The sequence below is a fragment of the Shewanella sp. 10N.286.52.E4 genome (assembly GCF_041468785.1).
Classification (GTDB): Bacteria; Pseudomonadota; Gammaproteobacteria; order Enterobacterales; family Shewanellaceae; genus Shewanella; species Shewanella electrodiphila.
On sequence record NZ_JBFRJJ010000024.1, the window covers coordinates 58,774 to 78,017 of the forward strand.

Sequence of the window (19,244 nt, forward strand, 5' to 3'; positions counted from 1 at the left end):
CAATGCAATAGTTAGGTAAAGCATAAAGTGTTAAGCGTAATCAGTAATTTAATCATGATGAGTGTTACCGCAGGCAATGGCGTCTGAATAACTCGAACTTGAATTCGTTATCATCATGAATGTTATTTAGTTTATATTTTTAAAATTTAAAATTTGAATCTTAGGCAAAGGCGCCATCTCTGTTTATTCAGAGAGTGGCGCCTTTTTGTTTTTAATTCAAAATAAAAAAGGAGCCTACGATGGCTGATTCAACAGGAACGTCGAATTCAACGAAACTGACAAGTGTAAAACCAAAACTTGTTGTGATCGGAAATGGCATGGTCGGGCACCATTTTATTGAGCAGTTATGCACTCAAGGCTTACAAAATCAATTTGATATTGAAGTTTTTGGTGAAGAGCCACGTCCAGCATATGACCGTGTGCAGTTATCTAAGTATTTTGAAACCGGCAGCGCTGATGAGCTGATGTTGACAAGTGCGCAAGATTATCAAGATTGGGGCGTAAAATTACACCTCGAAACCCGTATTACAGCACTTGATACAGCAAATAAAACCCTTACTACTGAAGATGGCGTAACAAGCACTTATGACAGCTTAGTGTTGGCAACGGGTTCATATCCTTTTGTACCGCCGATTAACGGTAATGATCGTGAACGATGTGTGGTTTATCGTACCATTGAAGATTTACAAGATATTGAAGCCGCAGCCAGCCAGTCTAAAGTGGGTGTGGTTGTAGGTGGTGGTTTATTAGGGTTAGAAGCCGCAAATGCCCTTATGGCATTGGGTGTGATCACTCATGTTGTTGAGTTTGCACCGCAATTAATGCCTGTACAGTTAAATGACAAAGCTGGCGATTTACTGAAAAGTAAAATTAATGAGCTAGGTGTTTCTGTTCATACTTCAAAAGCGACGACGGCGATTGTTGATGGCGAGTCAGCCATGCACCGTATGACATTTAATGATGACACTTTCCTTGAAACCGACATGATTGTGTTTTCAGCTGGTATTCGCCCCCAGGACGCATTAGCGCGTTCAAGTGGTTTAGCCATGGGCGAGCGCGGCGGTATTACCATTGATGATAACTGCTTAACTTCTGCACCAGATGTATACGCCATTGGCGAATGTGCATTATGGCAGAATCGTATTTTTGGCCTAGTTGCACCAGGTTATCAAATGGCGCGTGTTGCAGTGTCACATATTGCAGCCAGTGCTAATGAGGTAGATTCAACGACGACATTTACTGGCGCAGACATGAGCACCAAGCTTAAATTGCTGGGTGTGGATGTTGCTGCAATTGGCGAAAGTCGCGGCTTTGAAAATGCACAGTTTGTTGAGCTGTCAGATAATCAGTCTGGGATTTATAAAAAGCTGTGGTTAGACGAAACTGGCAAGTATTTAAAAGGTGCTGTGCTTGTTGGTGACAACAGCGATTATAACCGTCTATTAGATTGTTACCTTTCACAAGATGAAATTGAAGGTAATGCGGTTGAATTACTGATGACAGGTGATGAATCTGCTGTTGAATTAAAAGACACATCAATCATCTGTTCTTGTCATCAAGTGACTAAAGCTGACATTGTTAATTCAGTGAAAGAAGGCAATCACACCATTGCTGAAATTAAATCTTGTACACGTGCAGCGTCAGGTTGTGGTGGTTGTTCAGCGCTAGTAAAACAAGTGATGGATCAAGCATTAATTGCTGAAGGTGTAGAATGTAACACCGGTATTTGTGAACATTTTGAGCATGATAGACAGTCGCTTTATCATTTATGTCAGGTAGAGAATATTACTGACTTTGATACCTTAATTACCAAGCACGGTAAAAAATCCCCAACAGGTCAGCAAACTACTTTTGGTTGCGACCTTTGTAAGCCTGCTGCCGCTTCAATCTTTGCTTCATTACAAAACAAATATGTATTAAACCAAGAAAGCAGTCATGTGCAGCTTCAAGACACTAATGATGCCTATTTAGGTAACTTACAAAAAGACGGCACTTACTCCGTTGTGCCACGTGTCGCGGGCGGTGAAATCACGCCAGATGGCTTGATTGCAATTGGCGCTGTTGCAAAAGAATTTGACTTATATACTAAGATTACTGGCGGTCAACGTATTGATATGTTTGGCGCAAAATTGTCTGACTTGCCGATTATTTGGCATAAGCTCATTGATGCAGGATTTGAGACAGGTCATGCCTACGGTAAATCATTGCGAACGGTTAAATCTTGTGTGGGAAGCACATGGTGTCGCTATGGTGTTCAAGATTCAGTAGGTACTGCGATTGATTTAGAGAATCGTTATAAAGGCCTGCGTAGTCCTCATAAGATTAAGTTTGCTGTTTCGGGTTGTACTCGTGAATGTGCCGAAGCGCAGAGTAAAGATATCGGTGTGATTGCAACAGACAAAGGCTGGAACTTGTATGTAGCGGGTAACGGCGGAATGCGCCCGCGCCATGGTGATTTATTTGCTACAGATTTAGATACCGAAACCTTAGTTAAATACATTGATCGCGTTTTAATGTTCTATATTAAAACGGCAGACAAGCTTCAACGTACATCTGTTTGGATGGAGTCGTTAGAAGGTGGTCTTGAATACCTGCAGTCAGTCGTAATTGAAGATAGCCTAGGCATTGCTGCAGAACTTGATGCACAAATGAATAATGTTGCTGATACCTACCAGTGTGAATGGAAGACCAGTCTTGAAAAGCCAGAATTTTTATCTCGCTTTAATGAGTTCGTAAACCCTGATGCTAAACCTGATGGTGAAACACACTTATATGAACGAGTTCGTGATCAACGTTTCCCGTTAAGCCCTGAATCTTCAGGTGCCGGAAATATTGCGATTAAAGACATCACCACTGAACAAAACGAGCAAGCGGTAGCGGAGGAATTAGTATGAGTTGGGTAAACGTGTGTAATGAGTCTACTTTGCCTCAAGGAACCGGTGTTGCAGCTTGGGTTGCAGGAAAAGCCGTCGCAATATTTGATTTAGGTCAACATGGTTTATATGCCATTGATAATGTTGACCCTGCTACTGGCGTGAGCTTATTAGCGAGAGGATTAATTTGTGATATGGAAGGGGTGTTATGTGTCGCATCACCGCTTTATAAACAACATTACAGCCTTGAAACGGGTATTTGTATCGAAGATGAAGCGTTAGTGGCTTCTCCCTATGAAATTAAAAAAGAAGCTGGCCAAGTTCTGATCTTGGCTAAGTCATAAGGGGCCTTTATATGAGTGCTGAAAAATTTAACTTATTTTCGTTTTCGGGCAAGATGAAAACACTGCATTTAAGCTGGATGGCTTTTTTTATCACTTTTGTGGTTTGGTTTAATGCTGCACCTTTACTCAGTGTGATTGCAGATACCTTAGGTCTGACTACATCACAAATAAAGACCCTGCTCATTTTAAACGTGGCGTTAACGATTCCAGCTCGAATTATCATTGGTATGGTGACGGATAAATATGGCCCTAGGCTCACTTACTCAGTGTTAATGGGTGTGTGTTCGATACCGTGTTTTATGTTTGCTGTAGCAGATACCTTTGAGCAGTTAGCTTTAGCGCGTTTTTTAATTGGTTTTATTGGTGCGGGCTTTGTGATTGGGATCCGTATCGTTAGTGAATGGTTCCCAGCGAAAGAGCTTGGCACTGCTGAAGGCATTTACGGTGGTTGGGGTAATTTTGGTAGTGCAGCAGCTGCATTTACTTTACCTGCTATCGCCATATTTTTTGGTGGTGAAGATGGTTGGCGCTATGCCATTGGCCTAACAGGCTTGATGAGTTTAGTGTTTGCTTTTGTTTATTATTTTAATGTCACCGATACACCCAAAGGTTCGACTTATTTTAAGCCTAAAAAAGCGGGTGGCTTGGAAGTCACCAGTAAAGGTGATTTTGCTTTACTGATCTTCATGAAAATCCCTATGTATGCAACCCTTGCGTTACTTGCTTGGAAGCTTTCTCCTGCTGGCGTCAGTATGCTAGATGAGCAAACCACTAACATTATTTATGCTGCGTTGGTAGGAGTATTCTTTGTCGATTTGTATCAGACTTATCAGGTTAACAAGGATATTTTTGTTAAAGAAGTGCCTGAATTTGAGCGTTATCCATTTAAGCAAGTAGCGGTGTTAAATGTGTTGTACTTCACCACATTTGGCTCTGAATTGGCAGTGGTGTCTATGTTGCCGTTATTTTTTGCGGAAACATTTGGTTTGGGTATGGCACAAGCAGGTATGGTCGCTTCAAGCTATGCCTTTATGAACTTAATGTCTCGTCCTGGCGGTGGTTGGTTAAGTGATAAGTTTGGTCGCAAGAATACCTTATTAATTTTAACTGCGGGTTTAGCGGTGGGTTATTTTGCCGTCGGGCAAATTGATGGCACTTGGTCATTACCAGTTGCAATTGTGGTAGTTATGGCTTGTTCTTTCTTTGTACAAGGTGGCGAAGGTGCGGTATTTGCTGCAGTTCCTTTGATTAAGCGTCGTTTAACTGGCCAGATTGCGGGTATGACAGGCGCATATGGTAATGTTGGTGCAGTATTCTTTCTGACCGTTTATTCGATGGTACCCACATCAACCTTTTTCTATGTGATTGCTGTGAGCGCCGTACTTGGGTTTATCACTTTATTCTTTATGGCAGAACCTAAAGGTCATATGACAGAAGTGAATGAAAAAGGTGAGGTGACATTAATCAGTGTTAACTAAAGCGCTAGGTTAATCATCATAAAGCATTGAACCGGCCCTAGTGTTTAAGCTTTTATACCAACAGCTAACACCGTATTGTATTCACTCTACGGTGTTAGACTTTTAAAGGATTGAGATGCAATTGAATCTTAAACAAAATGTAGAGTCTAAAACTGATGCTATGACAAAACATGAGGCTAGCCGCTCTAAAATTACATCTAAGTCGATTCAAACTAGCCCAGAAAAACAAGAACAATTACCCATCTCTGGCGCATTAGCAGTGTTTGCTGGACAAGTGTCGAGCAAAGGCCGTAAACCAGAAAACGAAGATGCAATTGGGATTAAAATACCTACGGGATTGACCTTAACGACAAAAGGAATTGTGAGTGTCATCAGCGATGGAGTGAGTGCGGCTGAAGGTGGTGCCAAGGCATCTGCTATTAGTGTGTCTAACTTTATCGCTGATTACTATTCAACACCTGAGTCTTGGAGCGTATTGACTTCCAGTACCCGTGTTTTAACAGCATTAAATCGCTGGCTTTATGGGTTAGGTCAAGACTATCGTGATGCGCGTAAAGGTTACGTTTGTACCTTCAGCGCATTAGTATTTAAATCTTGCTCGGCGCACATGTTACATGCTGGTGATTCAAGAATTTATCGTTTTCGCCAAGGTCAACTTGTTAAACTTAGCCGTGATCATAGTACTTCTGTTAATGAATTTACCAGTTACTTAACCCGTGCGTTAGGGATGGATGTCAATTTAGAGGTGGATTACAAACAATTTAATATTGAACTTGATGACATATATTTGCTAACCACGGATGGAATTCATGATGTGGTGACCGATCATGAATTATTAAAAAGTTTAGTAAAATTTCAACAGAGTAGCCCTTTATTAACAGATGATGCCTGTGAAACCTTTTGTCAAAACCTAGTCGATAAAGCTTATGAGTTGGACAGTGGCGATAATTTAAGTGCACAACTTATCAGCATAAAACAATTGCCCACCCAAGCTATCGATGATGTATACCAAAAACTGTCTAGTCGTCCATTTCCGCCACCCATGGAGGTTGGCATGAAGCTCGATGATTATGAAGTCACTAAGGTGCTTCATCAAAGTCAGCGAAGCCAGGTGTATATTGTACAAAATAAGCTGGGCGAAGAACGCTGCATGAAAACCCCATCGGTTAATTATATTGATGATGCTGCTTATATTGAGCGTTTTATGCTTGAAAGTTGGATTGGTCACAGAATAAGTAGTCAGCATGTGGTGAAAGTCGTCGATCATCACCTGAATAAGTCAGCGTTATATTATCTTACTGAATATTTACAAGGGTTAAGCCTCGCCGATTGGATGGTGCAGCATCAACGTGGCCCAGTTGAAGATGTGCTGCAGTTATTAAAACAAATTGAAACTGGTATTCGTGCCTTTCACCGTAAAGAAACCCTTCATCAAGATTTGAAACCTGACAATATCTTTATCACTCGTGAAGGTGTGGTTAAAATTATTGATTTTGGCGCCTGCCATATAAAAGGTATAGCTGAAATTAATACACCACTTAAACGCGATCAAATTCTTGGCACCGCAGACTATACCTCGCCTGAAGTGATCTTAGGTTATCAATCAGATGGTAGGGCAGACTTATTTTCATTTGCAGTCATAGCTTATGAAATGCTGGCGGGTGAACCACCTTTTAAAGGTCAATTAGCCAAGTGTCATAGTCGAAATGATTTTGTTAAATTATGCTATGTGCCTGTGTATAAAACCAACCCTATGGTGCCAGAGTGGATGGATAAAGCATTAGAAAAGGCTTTATCAGTTGAGCCATCATTACGTTTTGTTGACACCAATGAGTTCATTCACGCCTTAACTACGCCCAGTCAAACCGACTCTAAAACCTTCATTCCTTTTATTCAAAGAAACCCAATTAAGTTCTGGCAAAGTACGTGCGCAACTCTGCTTATATGGGTTATGTACTTACTGCTAAGTTGACTTATTTGAATGCAATAGAGTTTGATGCTTCTTGCCGTCTATAGTTTCTTCCTCATTCTTTCGTAATATCCCCTTTAAGTAACTCAATAATTTTTTTGCCTTTAATAACAGTTTGTTATCTCTATTAGTGCTATTTGTCAGTCTAGTACTAAAGTGGGGGTTGAGAATTTTTTTAACCTATTGGTATAGCTCCCTTTAATACTCGGGGCGGATTTAAAAGTTCATATATCAAGTCATAATTGATATACATCGAAAAACAAGGAGGCAGGAAGCATGACCTTGAATAAGTGTTCAATCTGCAATGGATATAATGCGAATTTTCGTATGTTTCAAATGGCCGTATTAAGTGCTATTGGATTGTGCTTATCATTTCCGAGTTTTGCAGGTCAAGATATCAGTGAGATTGATGAATTGTCCCATGGGTTTAACGAGGCAACAATTACGCAGTTTGGTTGGTCTAATGACTTGATTGTAAGTCAGTCTGGGCAAGGTAATGTGGCAAACGTGAATCAATTTGGTCAAAGCAACTTTCTTAATGTACAGCAACAAGGGCAAGAAAATAGCGCAGAAGTAATACAAACTGGTGCTTATTTAGAATTACAAATAATGCAAATAGGGACAAATAATACAGCGTTTGTTGGGCAAGGTGGGGTTGGTTCTTCTATCGATTTATATCAAGAAGGAGATTACAACAATGCTGAAGTAACCCAAGCTGGTTTCTATAACAATATTGAGATCAACCAATTAGGCTCAAATCACGATATAACGTTTCATCAGGTGGGTGCTTTTAAGAATTACCAAGTAACCCAAGGAAATCTTTAATTTAATTCAGTAAAGGGAAAGACGACATGAAATATTCAAAATTAGCAATACTTGTTTCGGCAGCGGTTTTAGCATCTTCTGTTAATGCATCTAGCGATGATAATGAAGCATGGGTTGAGCAGATGGGGACGAACCAGTCTGCAACCGTAACGCAAGTCGTAAATAGCATGGATAATGATGCGACTATTATGCAGTACGGCTCTGACAGTGTTGCAAGTATTGAACAAGCTGATACCACTAATTCACATGCTTTTATTACCCAAGATGGTTCTGAAAATATGGGTAGTGTTTATCAGCATGACGCAACAGATTCTGCAACAGCGACAATTACGTCAGTTGGTGCTGGTAACTTAGCAACAGTTGAACAAAGATTTAATAACGGCCTTGATGCTGCAGCCACTGTTACTCAAATGGGTGATAATAACTGGGGTCGTATTATTCAAGATAGTGGTGATACAGCTAATTCAACAATTAATCAGTATGGTAATGATGATTATGCAGCTGCAGTAAATACTCAATCAGATAATGCTGTGGCAACGATTAACCAATATGGTGGCGGTTCTGGCTTTAATAGAGCTGCGATTGTTCAAGTTGTTTCTAATGCTGCTGTCGGTACTGTTAATCAAACTGGCTCAGGTAATGATGCATTAATAGGGCAACGAACTGACAACCATTTGTTAGGTGCAGGTAGTGATGATACTTCTGCAGTCATTACTCAAACAGGTAACGATAACATTGCAGCGACTGCTCAAGATTTCTCTATCTCAAATATGGCTACCGTTGTTCAGACTGGTAATGCGAACACCGCAGTTACTGCACAATTAGGTGATAATAATGAAGCTTCTGTAACTCAAAATGAAGATTCTAATGAGGCAGGGGTGGCACAATCAGGGACTGATAATACTGCTACCGTGGTACAAACTTCTACACCTGGCGGTTTAGGTAACATGGTTTCTTCGCAACAGTTTGGTGCTGGTGACCAAGCAACATTAACCCAAACTGGTGATTTAAATACCGCTGAAAACGAACAGTACGGTGCAGGCGATATGGTTAACGTTACTCAAGCTGGTAATGACAACTATTCATTCACTTTGACTGATGATTTAGGTTCTACAGTTGATTTAGTTCAGACTGGTGATTTAAATGAATCATATGCTGGTGCAATAATGGGTGACTCTAACACTGTTTCAGTTATTCAAACAGGTGAAGGCAACCTTTCATTCGCTGGTGGTTACATGAGTTCAGGTAGTACTGTATCGGTATCTCAAATAGGTAATGGTAACAGCTCATTTGCAGTAACCTCAGGTGCGGGTAACAACATTACGGTTAACCAAGGCATGTAATATCGTAATACTTTCGTCTATTGGAGTAAGTAAAAACACCCGTTAGGCTAATAGTTATTACATATCTACCTTGATAATATTTAACAAGAGCTAGTACGTTGTTAAGTGCTAGCTCTTTGCTTTACAAGTTAATGTTATCTGTACTTGGATTGTCAGATTACCTTGTAAATGATTTATCAATACATGTTCAATTTAATCATCTAGTCACAATGGAGTGTAATTAATGTTTAAAGTTGTCAATTGGATGATAGTTTCTCGTTCTCAGTTATTAGTTGATTTATTAGACTGTCGTTGGCCGCAAGAGTTTCTTGTGAAGTTAGCTAAAGCCACCCCAGCAACAATGAGTTCGCAACTGTCATCTCATCAAAATTCTCTAGTCGTATTTGATTTAGCGACAATTGACTTACAGCAGGTCTATCAATTACAAAAATTGATAGAAAGGGAACATTATGCTGTAAAAACTGTTTTTTTAAACTTTCCTAAGCAAGTCGATGCAAAATTTCTAATTCATCCTGCTACAACTGCCGGTGTTTTTTACTGTGATGCAGAATTAAGTCAAGTTAGTAGTGGATTAAATGAAATATTGAAAGGAAGAAGTATTATTCCGAATGATTTACATAAATCGTTATTGAGTGATATTGCTGATGATGAGAGTGAGCACTTGACGATTAGAGAAAGGGAAGTGCTACAAGCTTTACTATCAGGTAGCACAAACTTGGATATTGCTAACCAACTGTTTGTCAGTGAAAGTACCATTAAAACACATTTATATCGTGCTTTTAGAAAAATAGGTGTTTCAAGTCGAGGCCAGGCAATTGCTTGGGCACAAACTCATATGCATGAGGTTAGAGTATGAAAAACATCAATTTGATGTTTTTAACACTATTAATTTCAGGCAACGTATTTGCTGAAAACTCTTCTGTATCTCAATCTGTGGATACAGTAGAGACCATCAATAAAGCTCCAAATGAAGTGATTGATCAAACACAGGCTCAACGTCAAGAAGATGCTAAAGAGCCTGTAACCTCTGCTACAGATAAAAATATTCAAAAAGAAATTAAAGTAAAACCTCAAGATACGAGTGATTCTATTCCTAAAGATGAAACTGACTTAATCGATGGACTCATTCTAAATCGTGCAATGACACGTCTTGGGCATCGTTTTTATCGTCAGTTTGTCGGGGCTTATAGAGATATTGGCGGAATAACGAAACATTCAGGCATTACTATTATCGAACAAGCTACTGCCAGAAGCGGTAGTAAAATGTTGATTCAACAGAATCGAAAAACTATTTTCGTCACCTTTGTTTCCCCAATCAGTAGAAACTTGGATGATCAAGCAAATTATGCTGCGAAAAGAGTTAACACAGTGATTAAACAGGAAAATGAACGGGCGCTTTTGGGAGCTTTTTTAGACCCAGACTTAGCTCCCGATGAAATATAGGCAGGGACCGCACATGAAAAAAATATTATTTACCTCCGCGGCGTTAGTTTTTTCGGCAAATATTAGCGCCACTCAGTTAGTTTATACTCCGGTTAATCCCGCTTTTGGTGGTAGCTACTTAAATGGTCAGTATTTATTAAATAATGCACTTGCTCAAAATGATCATGAGCCTGAATCTTCAGGTGGAACGGGATATGTCGCGCCAACAGCTTTGGAACGTTTAGCAAGTTCGTTAGAATCTAGGTTAATGTCTCAACTCTTTAATGATGCAGCTAATGGTAATGAAGGTTATCTTAAAACCGATGATTTCGAAATTAACGTTGTTAATGAAGATGGAACGTTACTCGTACATATTACAGATCTACTAACGGGTGAAACGACGATAATCGAAGTCGGCGGCCTAGTGTCTACAGGAGGATAAAATGAATAAGATTTTAGTCAGTTTATTTCTTCTTTCGTTAACAGCATGTTCTTCTGTTGATGATGAGTTTGCAGACATAGACGCAACATCGAGTTTAATGCCAAAAGGTGAGACTTACTACGATTTGGTCAGCTTGCCTTTTCCTCAAGGTGCCATGATTGCTGCAGTTTATGACTTTAGAGATCAAACAGGTCAATATAAACCAATCCCGTCTAGTAACTTTTCAACTGCGGTGCCGCAATCTGGAACTGCATTTTTAGCGCAATCATTGAATGATTCTGCATGGTTTATACCTGTTGAGCGAGAAGGGCTGCAAAACTTATTAACCGAGCGTAAAATTTTACGTGCTGGCTTAAATGGTAATAAGAATAAACTGCCTCAATTAAACAGCGCCCAAGTATTGATGGAAGGCGGTATTGTTGCTTATGACACTAACATCAAAACAGGTGGTGCTGGCGCGCGATATTTAGGTATTGGTGCTTCTGGTCAGTATCGTGTGGATAGTATTACTGTAAACCTACGTGCAGTTGATATTCGAACTGGTCGCCTTTTAAGTAGTGTTACTACAACTAAATCGGTAATTTCAAAAGAAATCACCGCTGGTGTATTTAAATTTATTGACGCTCAAGATTTACTAGAAGCTGAAGTCGGTTACACCTCAAATGAACCTGTAAGCCTTTGTGTTGTGTCAGCGATTGAAAGTGCTGTAGTACATTTAATTGCAGATGGTATTTGGAAAGGTGCTTGGAACTTAGGTGATTCTGTCACAGGTCTGCAAAATGAAACTTTGCAAAAGTATTGGTTAGAAGCCCACAGTGAAGCCAGAGTGAGTGCAAGAATTAAGCGCGGCTAACACACGTTAAAGCTCCATTATTTACAGTAAAAAAAGGTGCCTATATGGCACCTTTTTTATTGCTGTAAATAATTGAATATGTCTTATATTCAGAAATAAAAGCGTATTCAATTTTTATTTGATATTTAGGTCATGGCTATAGCGTTACAGCCAAATATTCAGTTTTTCTTGGTCGTGGATATCAAGACTAACGGTATCAGTTATTGCAGAGCTAATTGTCATAACACCTTGCATTAACTCATCTCTTCTAAACCAAGTTAACGTGACTTCATCGCCCAAACTCATTGATTGTAATTGTGCTTCAAATTGCGCATCAACTTGTAAGTTATTTGCTGCGATCAATAAATCACCCGCGCTCAGTCCAGCTTGATGAGCAGGGCTGCTTTGGGTAACCGTCAAGACTTTAAGGCCTAGAGACTCAGGCTTCGTTTTTGCGCCAAATGCTATTTTATATCCTTTGGTTTCTCCACCGCCTAAATCAGCATTGCCGGCACTGGCTCTGAGGCGAAGTGTGATACCGACTTGGTTAAATAAAGGCTCAAGCGGGATATCCTGGGTGTTATCGAGGTAAGCAAATAACTCATCACAATTGCGATTTAGCAGGCTTTCGACAATTTGTTGGTGAGTATTAATCTCAGTGCCAATTCCTTTTGCACCGAACTCTTGCCAAAGCGTGCGCATGACATCATCTAAACTCTGTTTGCCTTCTGTTTCAATTCTGATGGTGAGATCCAAGAATAAGGCGAACAAGGCGCCTTTAGTGTAATAACTCACAATGGCATTATTGGCATTCTCATCTTGTTTATAAAACTTAGTCCAAGCATTAAAACTTGATGATTTTAAGGTTTGCTTAAAACGCCCTTGTGAACGATACACTCGAGTCATTATCTCGCTTAACATAGTGAGATATTGAGTTTGATCGACACAGCCACTGCGATAAGTTAAAAAATCATCGAAGTAGGATGTGATACCTTCATAAGCCCATAATTGCTCTGTATAAGCTTCTTTGGATAAATCAAACGGGGTGAATTCAGCAGGCTTAATCCGTTTTACATTCCAACTATGGAAATATTCATGGCTGCATAAGGATAAATAAACCCGGTAATCTTTATTCACTTCATGGTGCATATCAGTAGGTAAATCTTTTCTTGAGCACATTAGCGCCGTACTTGCTCTGTGTTCTAAACCGCCAAAACCATTGCCTAATACTGTGGTAAGAAACACATATCGCTCAAAAGGTGCAATGCCACCAAAGAGGTTTATTTGGTACTCGCAAATGGCTTTTAAGTCTTTACATAAACGGGTTAGTGATGCGCGATGTTTACCGCTGAGAACGATATCGTGAGGTACGCCGCATGCTTCAAAACTGGCAATCGCGAGGTTGCCCATTTCTACAGGATGATCGATAAAATCATCATAACTACCAGCGTAGAACTCACCAAAGCCAAATTGTTCACCAGAGGTTCGTTTCATGCTGGTGGCAAGTTTCCAATCACTCAATTCAGGCAATACTGGTTTTTCAATGGTTAATGTGTGTTTTTCTTGCTCAAGCCCTTCAGCGCATAAGAAAACACTGCTGCCATTAAAAAATCCGTGAGTCGTATCTAGGTGAGCTGATCGCACGGATAAGTCCCAAGCGTAAACCTGATAAGAAATGTTAATAAAACTGTCGCTGTTTTGACATTGCCAAGTTTGTTTATCTAGCTGAAGCACCTCAATTGGTTGCCCATTTTTATCTATTGCCTTTATATCGATTAGGTTTCTTGCAAAATCACGGATCATGTAGCTTCCTGGTAACCAAGAAGGCAATGACAGTGTTTGCTGCAGTTTTGCTTTGCTAATTGTTTGAGTGACTTCAAATAAATGCGCTTTAGGATCGATAGCAATGATGTGATAATGCATGAACAATTTCCAAATAAGTTGGTGTTGCTAAAAAGAAATGCGAGCTAGAAGAACCACAATGCTGCCAAAATCACTGCCAATGTGCAAATGCATATGTACAAGACGACAAAATCTAAAATGTACATTTACTGGAGTGACAAAGGTCGTAGTTGATACTATAAGATAATCTAGTTGGCGCGCTCTATAGTAAAGTTCACCTCACAAATAACGATAAGGATGATTACCCATGGCCGAAGAAACCATTTTTAGTAAAATTATTCGCCGCGAAATTCCTGCGGATATTTTATTTCAAGACGAGTTGGTGACCGCTTTTCGTGATATTTCCCCGCAAGCTCCAACGCATATTTTAATTATCCCAAATCACCTTATTCCAACGACTAACGATATCAAAGCGTCCGATGAGTTAGCTTTAGGACGCATGATGTCTGTTGCGGCAAAGCTTGCTGATGAAGCGGGGATAGCCGAAGACGGTTATCGATTAATCATGAATTGCAATAAGCATGGTGGCCAAGAGGTTTATCATATCCACATGCATCTAGTAGGCGGCAAACCGTTAGGTTCAATGCTTAATCATGCAGGATAGTTCTAACCCAATGAAAATAAACAGTGAATTTTTTCCGCTAACGCAAGTTGCGACTCGTTTCGTGAACCAGTTAGCCCAATGTCGCCGCCTGAACATCAGCGTACTTGAGGCGAGTGAGCATCATGTGTTACTCGAACTACCATACAGCCAAGATATTATTGGTGATCCTGATACCGGAGTTATCCATGGTGGTGTGGTAACTACGTTAATCGACACGGCATCAGGTACGTCGGTTGTGAGTGCAATTTTAGCTAAATATGAGTCTCTAGAGATATCGCCAACTTTGGATTTGCGTGTTGATTATATGAAACCCGCAGAACCTGATAAGCCACTTTATGCGATTGCTGAGTGTTATCGTTTATCAGCTAACGTTGCTTTTACAAGAGCCATTGCTTATCAAGACAGTGTTGATGATCCTATTGCTCATGCTGTTGGCTCTTTTATGCGAATAAGTCCAGAAATGGTCGGCGAAGAATTCCGCCAAGCATTAATGGGAGACACTAGCACCAGCGATGAGCTCGCTGTTAATAAAAACCTTAGTACTGGCACTTCTTCAAAAACTGACAGCGAAGTACTCGTTGACGATGAATTAAACGTTCATGATATTGTGAAGCGTGCTATTGATCTTAATGATTACAGTTATCTGCTGGCAAAAGTGCCGTACACGCAATTTATTGGCATGAGTGTTAACCGTTTCGGTGATGAAATGGTGTTTAAATTGCCACAAAAAGACGACAATATCGGAAATCCTATTTTACCTGCCATCCATGGGGGTGTTATTGCGGGCTTTATGGAAATGTCGGCGATTGTGCAATTAATGGTATTTATGCAGGCGAAGAAGGTACCTAAGATCATTGACTTCTCAATTGATTACTTACGTGCTGGCTTACACCAAGATACCTTTGCAGAGTGTAAAATTACTCGTCAGGGGCGCAGAGTCGCCCACGTAACGATAAATTGTTGGCAAACTAATAGAAAGCAGTTGATAGCAACAGCTAGAGCCCATTTTTTATTAGACCAATAAAGTGTAAATTAAACATAAGCCATTTTTTACAGTATTCTTAATAAGTATTCTTAATAAGAAAATAGTACCCAGAGGAACAATCATGAAACTGTCTATCGTTGTTGTAACATTAGTATTAATGATGTCTGCTTGTGCCAATCACACAGCAGGGGTTTCAGCGGGTTCAAATGGTGTCACGAGAGTGGATAATTACTCATTTGGTCAAGAAGTTGCCGTTGAGCAAGTAAGAGTACGTACTCAAGGGGACTTGCTACAAGGTTCAGCACTTATTATGAGCCAAGTTGGCAGCGATTTACGCCTACAATATAAGTTCACTTGGTATGATGTCAGCGGTTTTACTATCGAAGATGAGGCCACAAGTTGGAAGTCGTTAAAGTTACATGGCAAACAGCAAATGCAAGTAACAGCGTTAGCGCCTAATGCCAATGCGACACGTTTTGATGTGTACGTGCGTAAAGCATTCTCTAACTAATCTGTATTTTGAGTATTAAAAACACCCTAATTGGGTGTTTTTTTATCGCTATATATTTTTTATTGCTGTGTGATATAAATTTGTACTTAAATAGTTAATGAAAAGTTCACGGTAATAGTGTCGTACTTAAGTTGAATCGTTTATAATCCGCCTCGCCAAGGGGTGTTAACTCAATATTGAGCTAACTGAGATGTCTAATGACAAACCCTTAGAACCTGATCCGGCTCATACCGGCGTAGGAATAGGCTGCATTTATTTACGACAACTGATTTATCATAGCGTAATTAACACATAGTTAATGCGACAAGATTGTCACAGATGCACATCACTCATTCGCTATGCTTGCCGGATCTCAAAATTATTATTTGAGGTCCTATGTCTTTATTAAAATCTAAATCGCCTATTGCGATAGCCATTCTCGCTGCTTTATCAACTTCCGCTGTTGCTCAAACAGAAAATATCGAACGCGTTGCTCCTAATGCTGAAAAAATGGAAGTGATTGTTGTTAATGCTGATTTTAGCAGTATAGAACTTGAAAAAGCGCCATCTAGTGTCACCGTTATTGACAGTCAACAATTGCAAGATGAAGGCGCTCAACATTTTGAAGACGTTTTAAACTCAATTGCTAACTTTAACTGGTCTGGTGGCAGCTCTCGCCCTAAATACTTCCAAATCCGTGGTGTGGGTGAACAAGAAGAGTATCAGGGCGCACCTAATTCATCGGTTGGCTTTATTGTAGATGATATCGACTTGTCTGGTATTGGCATGGTTTCGAGCATGTACGACATGCAACAAGTTGAAGTCTTGCGCGGGCCTCAAGGTACGCAATACGGTGCTAATGCGTTAGCGGGTTTGATTTATTTAAAAAGTAATGACCCTACAGATGTGTTTGAACATGGCGCGCAAGTATCAATGGGCGACGACGACTTACAGACATTCTCCGGTTTCAGCTCTGGTCCAATTTCTGATTCAGGAAAATTACTTTATCGCGTTTCTCTAGAGCAGCATTCTCAAAATGGTTACCGCGATAATACTTACCTTGAACGTGAAGATACCAATGCCCGCGACGAGTTTACGGCTAGAGCTAAACTGCGCTGGTACGCATCTGATGATGTCCAATTAGATTTAACCCTATTACACGCTAACTTTGATAATGGTTATGATGCTTGGACACTGGATAACAATGGTTTTGATACCATCACAGATGCACCAGGTGTTGATGCTCAAAAAACCACAGGTGTAGGTTTAAAAGCAATTTTCTCTCAGTTTGAAAAATTTGAACTCACCTCGTTAACCTCATTTGCGCAAACTGATCATCATCATAATTATGACGGTGACTGGGCTAACCCTGAATATTGGGCATCTAAAGAATGTCCAGCCTATGATGACAGTTGGGCTGTTATTGGCACTGAGCCGTGTGTGTACGATTACACATGGGATAAACAAGGCGATCGTAAAACTATTTCACAAGAGTTTAGGATCAGTTCAAACGAAGCGGGTCGAATCTTTAATGATTCAACTGATTGGTTATTGGGTTTATATGGTATGAACCTAAAAGAAGATAATGATTTATATTCTGAATATAATGGCTGGCCTGACGAGGTTTTACAATCTGAATATGAAGCAACCAATTATGCTGTTTTTGCTCAAACAGATACCCAGTTTGGCGACGGTTATGTCTTTTCTGCTGGTGTACGTTTAGAACGCCGAGAAAGTGAATACAACGATAGCAACGGCGATGAGTTCGACCCAACAGAGAATATGTGGGGCGGCCATTTAGCGATTTCGAAAAGCTTGAACCAAGATCATAATGCTTATTTCAGAATCGCGCGAGGATATAAAGCTGGTGGTTTTAACATGACATTACCACCGGAATTGGCGGATAAAAAAGAGTTCGATACTGAAATCTTATATAACTACGAATTAGGTCTTAAGTCATCTTGGTTAGATGGTGTGGTTGCGACGAATATGGCGTTATTTTATATGGACCGTCAAAACCAACAAGTATCAGCGTCACAACAAGATCCAGATGATCAGCAGCGCTTTATTCTGTATACAGAAAATGCAGGCAGCGCCAAAAATTACGGTGCAGAAGCTGATTTTAAATACTATGCGACAGATAATATTCAGTTTTATGGCAGTGTTGGTTGGTTAGAAACTGAATACGGTGATTATCAATATAACGATAAGTATGGCAACGTGATTGATTTGACAGGTCGTGACCAAGCGCATGCGCCTAACTTTACCTATAGTGCTGGTATGAGTTATGTCAGTGATTCAGGTTGGTTTACTAACCTTAATGCGAGTGGCAAAAGTGATTTTTATTACTCAGACAGTAATGAATCAAAGTCCGATGCTTATACTATCTTCAATGCTCGCATTGGCTATGAGTCACAAATGTGGTCAGCATACCTGTGGGGCAGGAATTTATTTGATGAGCAATATGGTGTAAGAGGTTTCTACTTTGGTAACGAGCCAGATTTAGATTGGGCTGACAAACAATACGTTCGTTATGGCGACCCTCGTCAATTAGGTATTACCCTTGATGTGAAGTTTATGTAGCGTTAATGAGTAATCGTTAAAGATCATTTTCTTTAATAATTACAATAGTTTTAACAATATATTTTTACAACGTATTTCAGTGAAATACCGCCATAATTTGCTAGACTATGGCGGTATTTTTAATTGAGACGTACCTAAGGAATTCCTGATGAAATTAACTGCTGAAATCAGTATGTATCCATTTAACGAAAACTATTTAGATCCGATTAAATGGTTTATTGGTCGTGTTGATAGCTATTCAAACATTGAAAGAAAAACCAATGCGATGGCAACACAAATCTGTGGCGAATATGCAGATGTGATGTCAATGCTTGCGGTAGAAATGGAAGCCGCCCATCAAAAGTGGGGCAAGGCTGTTTTTGTATGTAAGTTTATCGGTGGCGAATTAGATTTAAGCCATACAGAATAAAACTTGTTAATTCGCTCAAAATAGAAAAAGAAGCGCCTTATTATGCTTGCTGAGATTTTTCAATCAATACAAACGGCCATCGCTGAAGCCACCGCTATGACTGGCTGGGAGGCGGTTGCTGTCATATTGGCCATCGCATATTTAGTTCTCGCCATGAGAACTAATATCTGGTGCTGGGCTGCAGCATTTGTCAGTACGGCAATTTACACCGTGTTGTTTTGGAAAGTCTCATTATTGATGGAGTCATTGTTGAATGTATATTACATGGCAATGGCTATTTATGGTTTTTGGTTGTGGCGTTATGGTGCCGGCGATGTCCACAACACGGCTTCTCCCATTATCAGTTGGTCACTGAAGACTCATCTAATAATTATTGCCGTTACAAGCATAATCTCTCTAGTCGTAGGCTATTTAATGGCAACGAATACCTCAGCTTCGTTTCCTTACCTTGATGCATTAACGACATGCTTTGCTGTGATGACAACCTATCTAGTGGCGAAAAAGATCATTGAGAATTGGTATTACTGGATGGTGATTAATTCATTATCGATTTATTTATACTTACAGAAAGGCTTGATGCTCACATCTGGTTTACTTATTTTATATCTGTTCATGGCTGTCAGTGGTTATTTCATGTGGCGCAAGAAAATGCAGCAAGATAGCCTTGACGTTAATTTATCTCTAGCAAAATAAAGGCGTTTAAAATGACTTTAAAGCCAGAGTGGAGCAAGAATGGAGCCAGA

Annotated in this window: 17 protein-coding genes and 1 riboswitch; of the genes, 16 read left to right on the forward strand and 1 reads right to left on the reverse strand. The window is 39.9% G+C overall.

All coding sequences use genetic code 11. The annotated features are described in order from the left end of the window. The first annotated feature begins 239 nt into the window (after positions 1 to 239). The 10 genes from nirB to AB4153_RS14215 all read left to right on the forward strand — a co-directional run bounded on the left by nirB (position 240) and on the right by AB4153_RS14215 (position 11,549). Positions 240 to 2,894 (forward strand): nitrite reductase large subunit NirB, encoded by a 2,655-nt coding sequence (nirB, locus tag AB4153_RS14170; RefSeq protein WP_371997900.1) that lies wholly within the window; start codon positions 240 to 242, stop codon positions 2,892 to 2,894. Next, positions 2,891 to 3,217, forward strand: coding sequence for a nitrite reductase small subunit NirD (gene nirD, locus AB4153_RS14175; protein WP_102529278.1), 327 nt, complete (start codon positions 2,891 to 2,893; stop codon positions 3,215 to 3,217). The genes nirB and nirD overlap by 4 nt, the downstream gene beginning before the upstream one ends. Before the next feature lie 11 nt (positions 3,218 to 3,228). Beyond that, a complete protein-coding gene (locus tag AB4153_RS14180; RefSeq protein WP_102529279.1) occupies positions 3,229 to 4,695 on the forward strand; it encodes a NarK family nitrate/nitrite MFS transporter in 1,467 nt (488 codons plus the stop codon). A 115-nt stretch (positions 4,696 to 4,810) separates the two neighbouring features. After that, a complete protein-coding gene (locus AB4153_RS14185; protein WP_371997903.1) occupies positions 4,811 to 6,667 on the forward strand; it encodes a protein kinase domain-containing protein in 1,857 nt (618 codons plus the stop codon). A gap of 273 nt (positions 6,668 to 6,940) precedes the next feature. After that, positions 6,941 to 7,489, forward strand: a complete 549-nt coding sequence (locus AB4153_RS14190) for a hypothetical protein (protein WP_102529280.1) — start codon at positions 6,941 to 6,943, stop codon at positions 7,487 to 7,489. A gap of 26 nt (positions 7,490 to 7,515) precedes the next feature. Beyond that, complete coding sequence (locus AB4153_RS14195) at positions 7,516 to 8,832, forward strand: hypothetical protein (RefSeq protein WP_371997905.1); 1,317 nt, start codon at positions 7,516 to 7,518, stop codon at positions 8,830 to 8,832. Positions 8,833 to 9,055: 223 nt separating this feature from the next. Continuing rightward, a complete protein-coding gene (locus tag AB4153_RS14200) occupies positions 9,056 to 9,688 on the forward strand; it encodes a LuxR C-terminal-related transcriptional regulator (RefSeq protein ID WP_102529282.1) in 633 nt (210 codons plus the stop codon). Continuing rightward, positions 9,685 to 10,275, forward strand: coding sequence for a CsgE family curli-type amyloid fiber assembly protein (locus tag AB4153_RS14205; protein ID WP_371997907.1), 591 nt, complete (start codon positions 9,685 to 9,687; stop codon positions 10,273 to 10,275). Before AB4153_RS14200 ends, AB4153_RS14205 begins: the two co-directional genes overlap by 4 nt. Before the next feature lie 13 nt (positions 10,276 to 10,288). Next, positions 10,289 to 10,696: a curli assembly protein CsgF gene (locus AB4153_RS14210; protein ID WP_102529283.1), complete on the forward strand. Its 408-nt coding sequence runs from the start codon at positions 10,289 to 10,291 to the stop codon at positions 10,694 to 10,696. Between the two features lies 1 nt (position 10,697). Further along, positions 10,698 to 11,549, forward strand: a complete 852-nt coding sequence (locus AB4153_RS14215) for a CsgG/HfaB family protein (protein ID WP_102529284.1) — start codon at positions 10,698 to 10,700, stop codon at positions 11,547 to 11,549. A 144-nt stretch (positions 11,550 to 11,693) separates the two neighbouring features. Here the strand turns inward: AB4153_RS14215 and AB4153_RS14220 are convergent, their stop codons facing one another. After that, positions 11,694 to 13,451, reverse strand: a complete 1,758-nt coding sequence (locus tag AB4153_RS14220; RefSeq protein ID WP_371997909.1) for a M61 family metallopeptidase — start codon at positions 13,449 to 13,451, stop codon at positions 11,694 to 11,696. Between the two features lie 226 nt (positions 13,452 to 13,677). Here AB4153_RS14220 and hinT point away from each other — a divergent pair, with 226 nt between their 5' ends. The 6 genes from hinT to pnuC all read left to right on the forward strand — a co-directional run bounded on the left by hinT (position 13,678) and on the right by pnuC (position 19,194). Next, on the forward strand, positions 13,678 to 14,034 hold the full coding sequence (gene hinT / locus AB4153_RS14225; protein WP_102529286.1) for a purine nucleoside phosphoramidase: 357 nt from the start codon (positions 13,678 to 13,680) through the stop codon (positions 14,032 to 14,034). A gap of 10 nt (positions 14,035 to 14,044) precedes the next feature. Next, positions 14,045 to 15,058 carry a PaaI family thioesterase gene (locus AB4153_RS14230; protein ID WP_229368205.1) on the forward strand — a complete coding sequence of 338 codons (1,014 nt, stop codon included), beginning with the start codon at positions 14,045 to 14,047 and terminating at the stop codon, positions 15,056 to 15,058. 82 nt (positions 15,059 to 15,140) lie between these two features. Further along, positions 15,141 to 15,530 carry a YcfL family protein gene (locus AB4153_RS14235; protein WP_102529287.1) on the forward strand — a complete coding sequence of 130 codons (390 nt, stop codon included), beginning with the start codon at positions 15,141 to 15,143 and terminating at the stop codon, positions 15,528 to 15,530. 148 nt (positions 15,531 to 15,678) lie between these two features. Further along, positions 15,679 to 15,790: riboswitch (TPP riboswitch) on the forward strand. A gap of 115 nt (positions 15,791 to 15,905) precedes the next feature. Next, positions 15,906 to 18,092, forward strand: coding sequence for a TonB-dependent receptor (locus AB4153_RS14240; protein WP_371997911.1), 2,187 nt, complete (start codon positions 15,906 to 15,908; stop codon positions 18,090 to 18,092). A 148-nt stretch (positions 18,093 to 18,240) separates the two neighbouring features. Next, positions 18,241 to 18,501, forward strand: a complete 261-nt coding sequence (locus AB4153_RS14245; protein WP_102529289.1) for a YkoF family thiamine/hydroxymethylpyrimidine-binding protein — start codon at positions 18,241 to 18,243, stop codon at positions 18,499 to 18,501. Positions 18,502 to 18,543: 42 nt separating this feature from the next. Next, entirely contained in the window at positions 18,544 to 19,194 is a 651-nt protein-coding gene (pnuC, locus tag AB4153_RS14250; protein ID WP_371997912.1) for a nicotinamide riboside transporter PnuC, read from the forward strand. Positions 19,195 to 19,244: the final 50 nt, after the last annotated feature.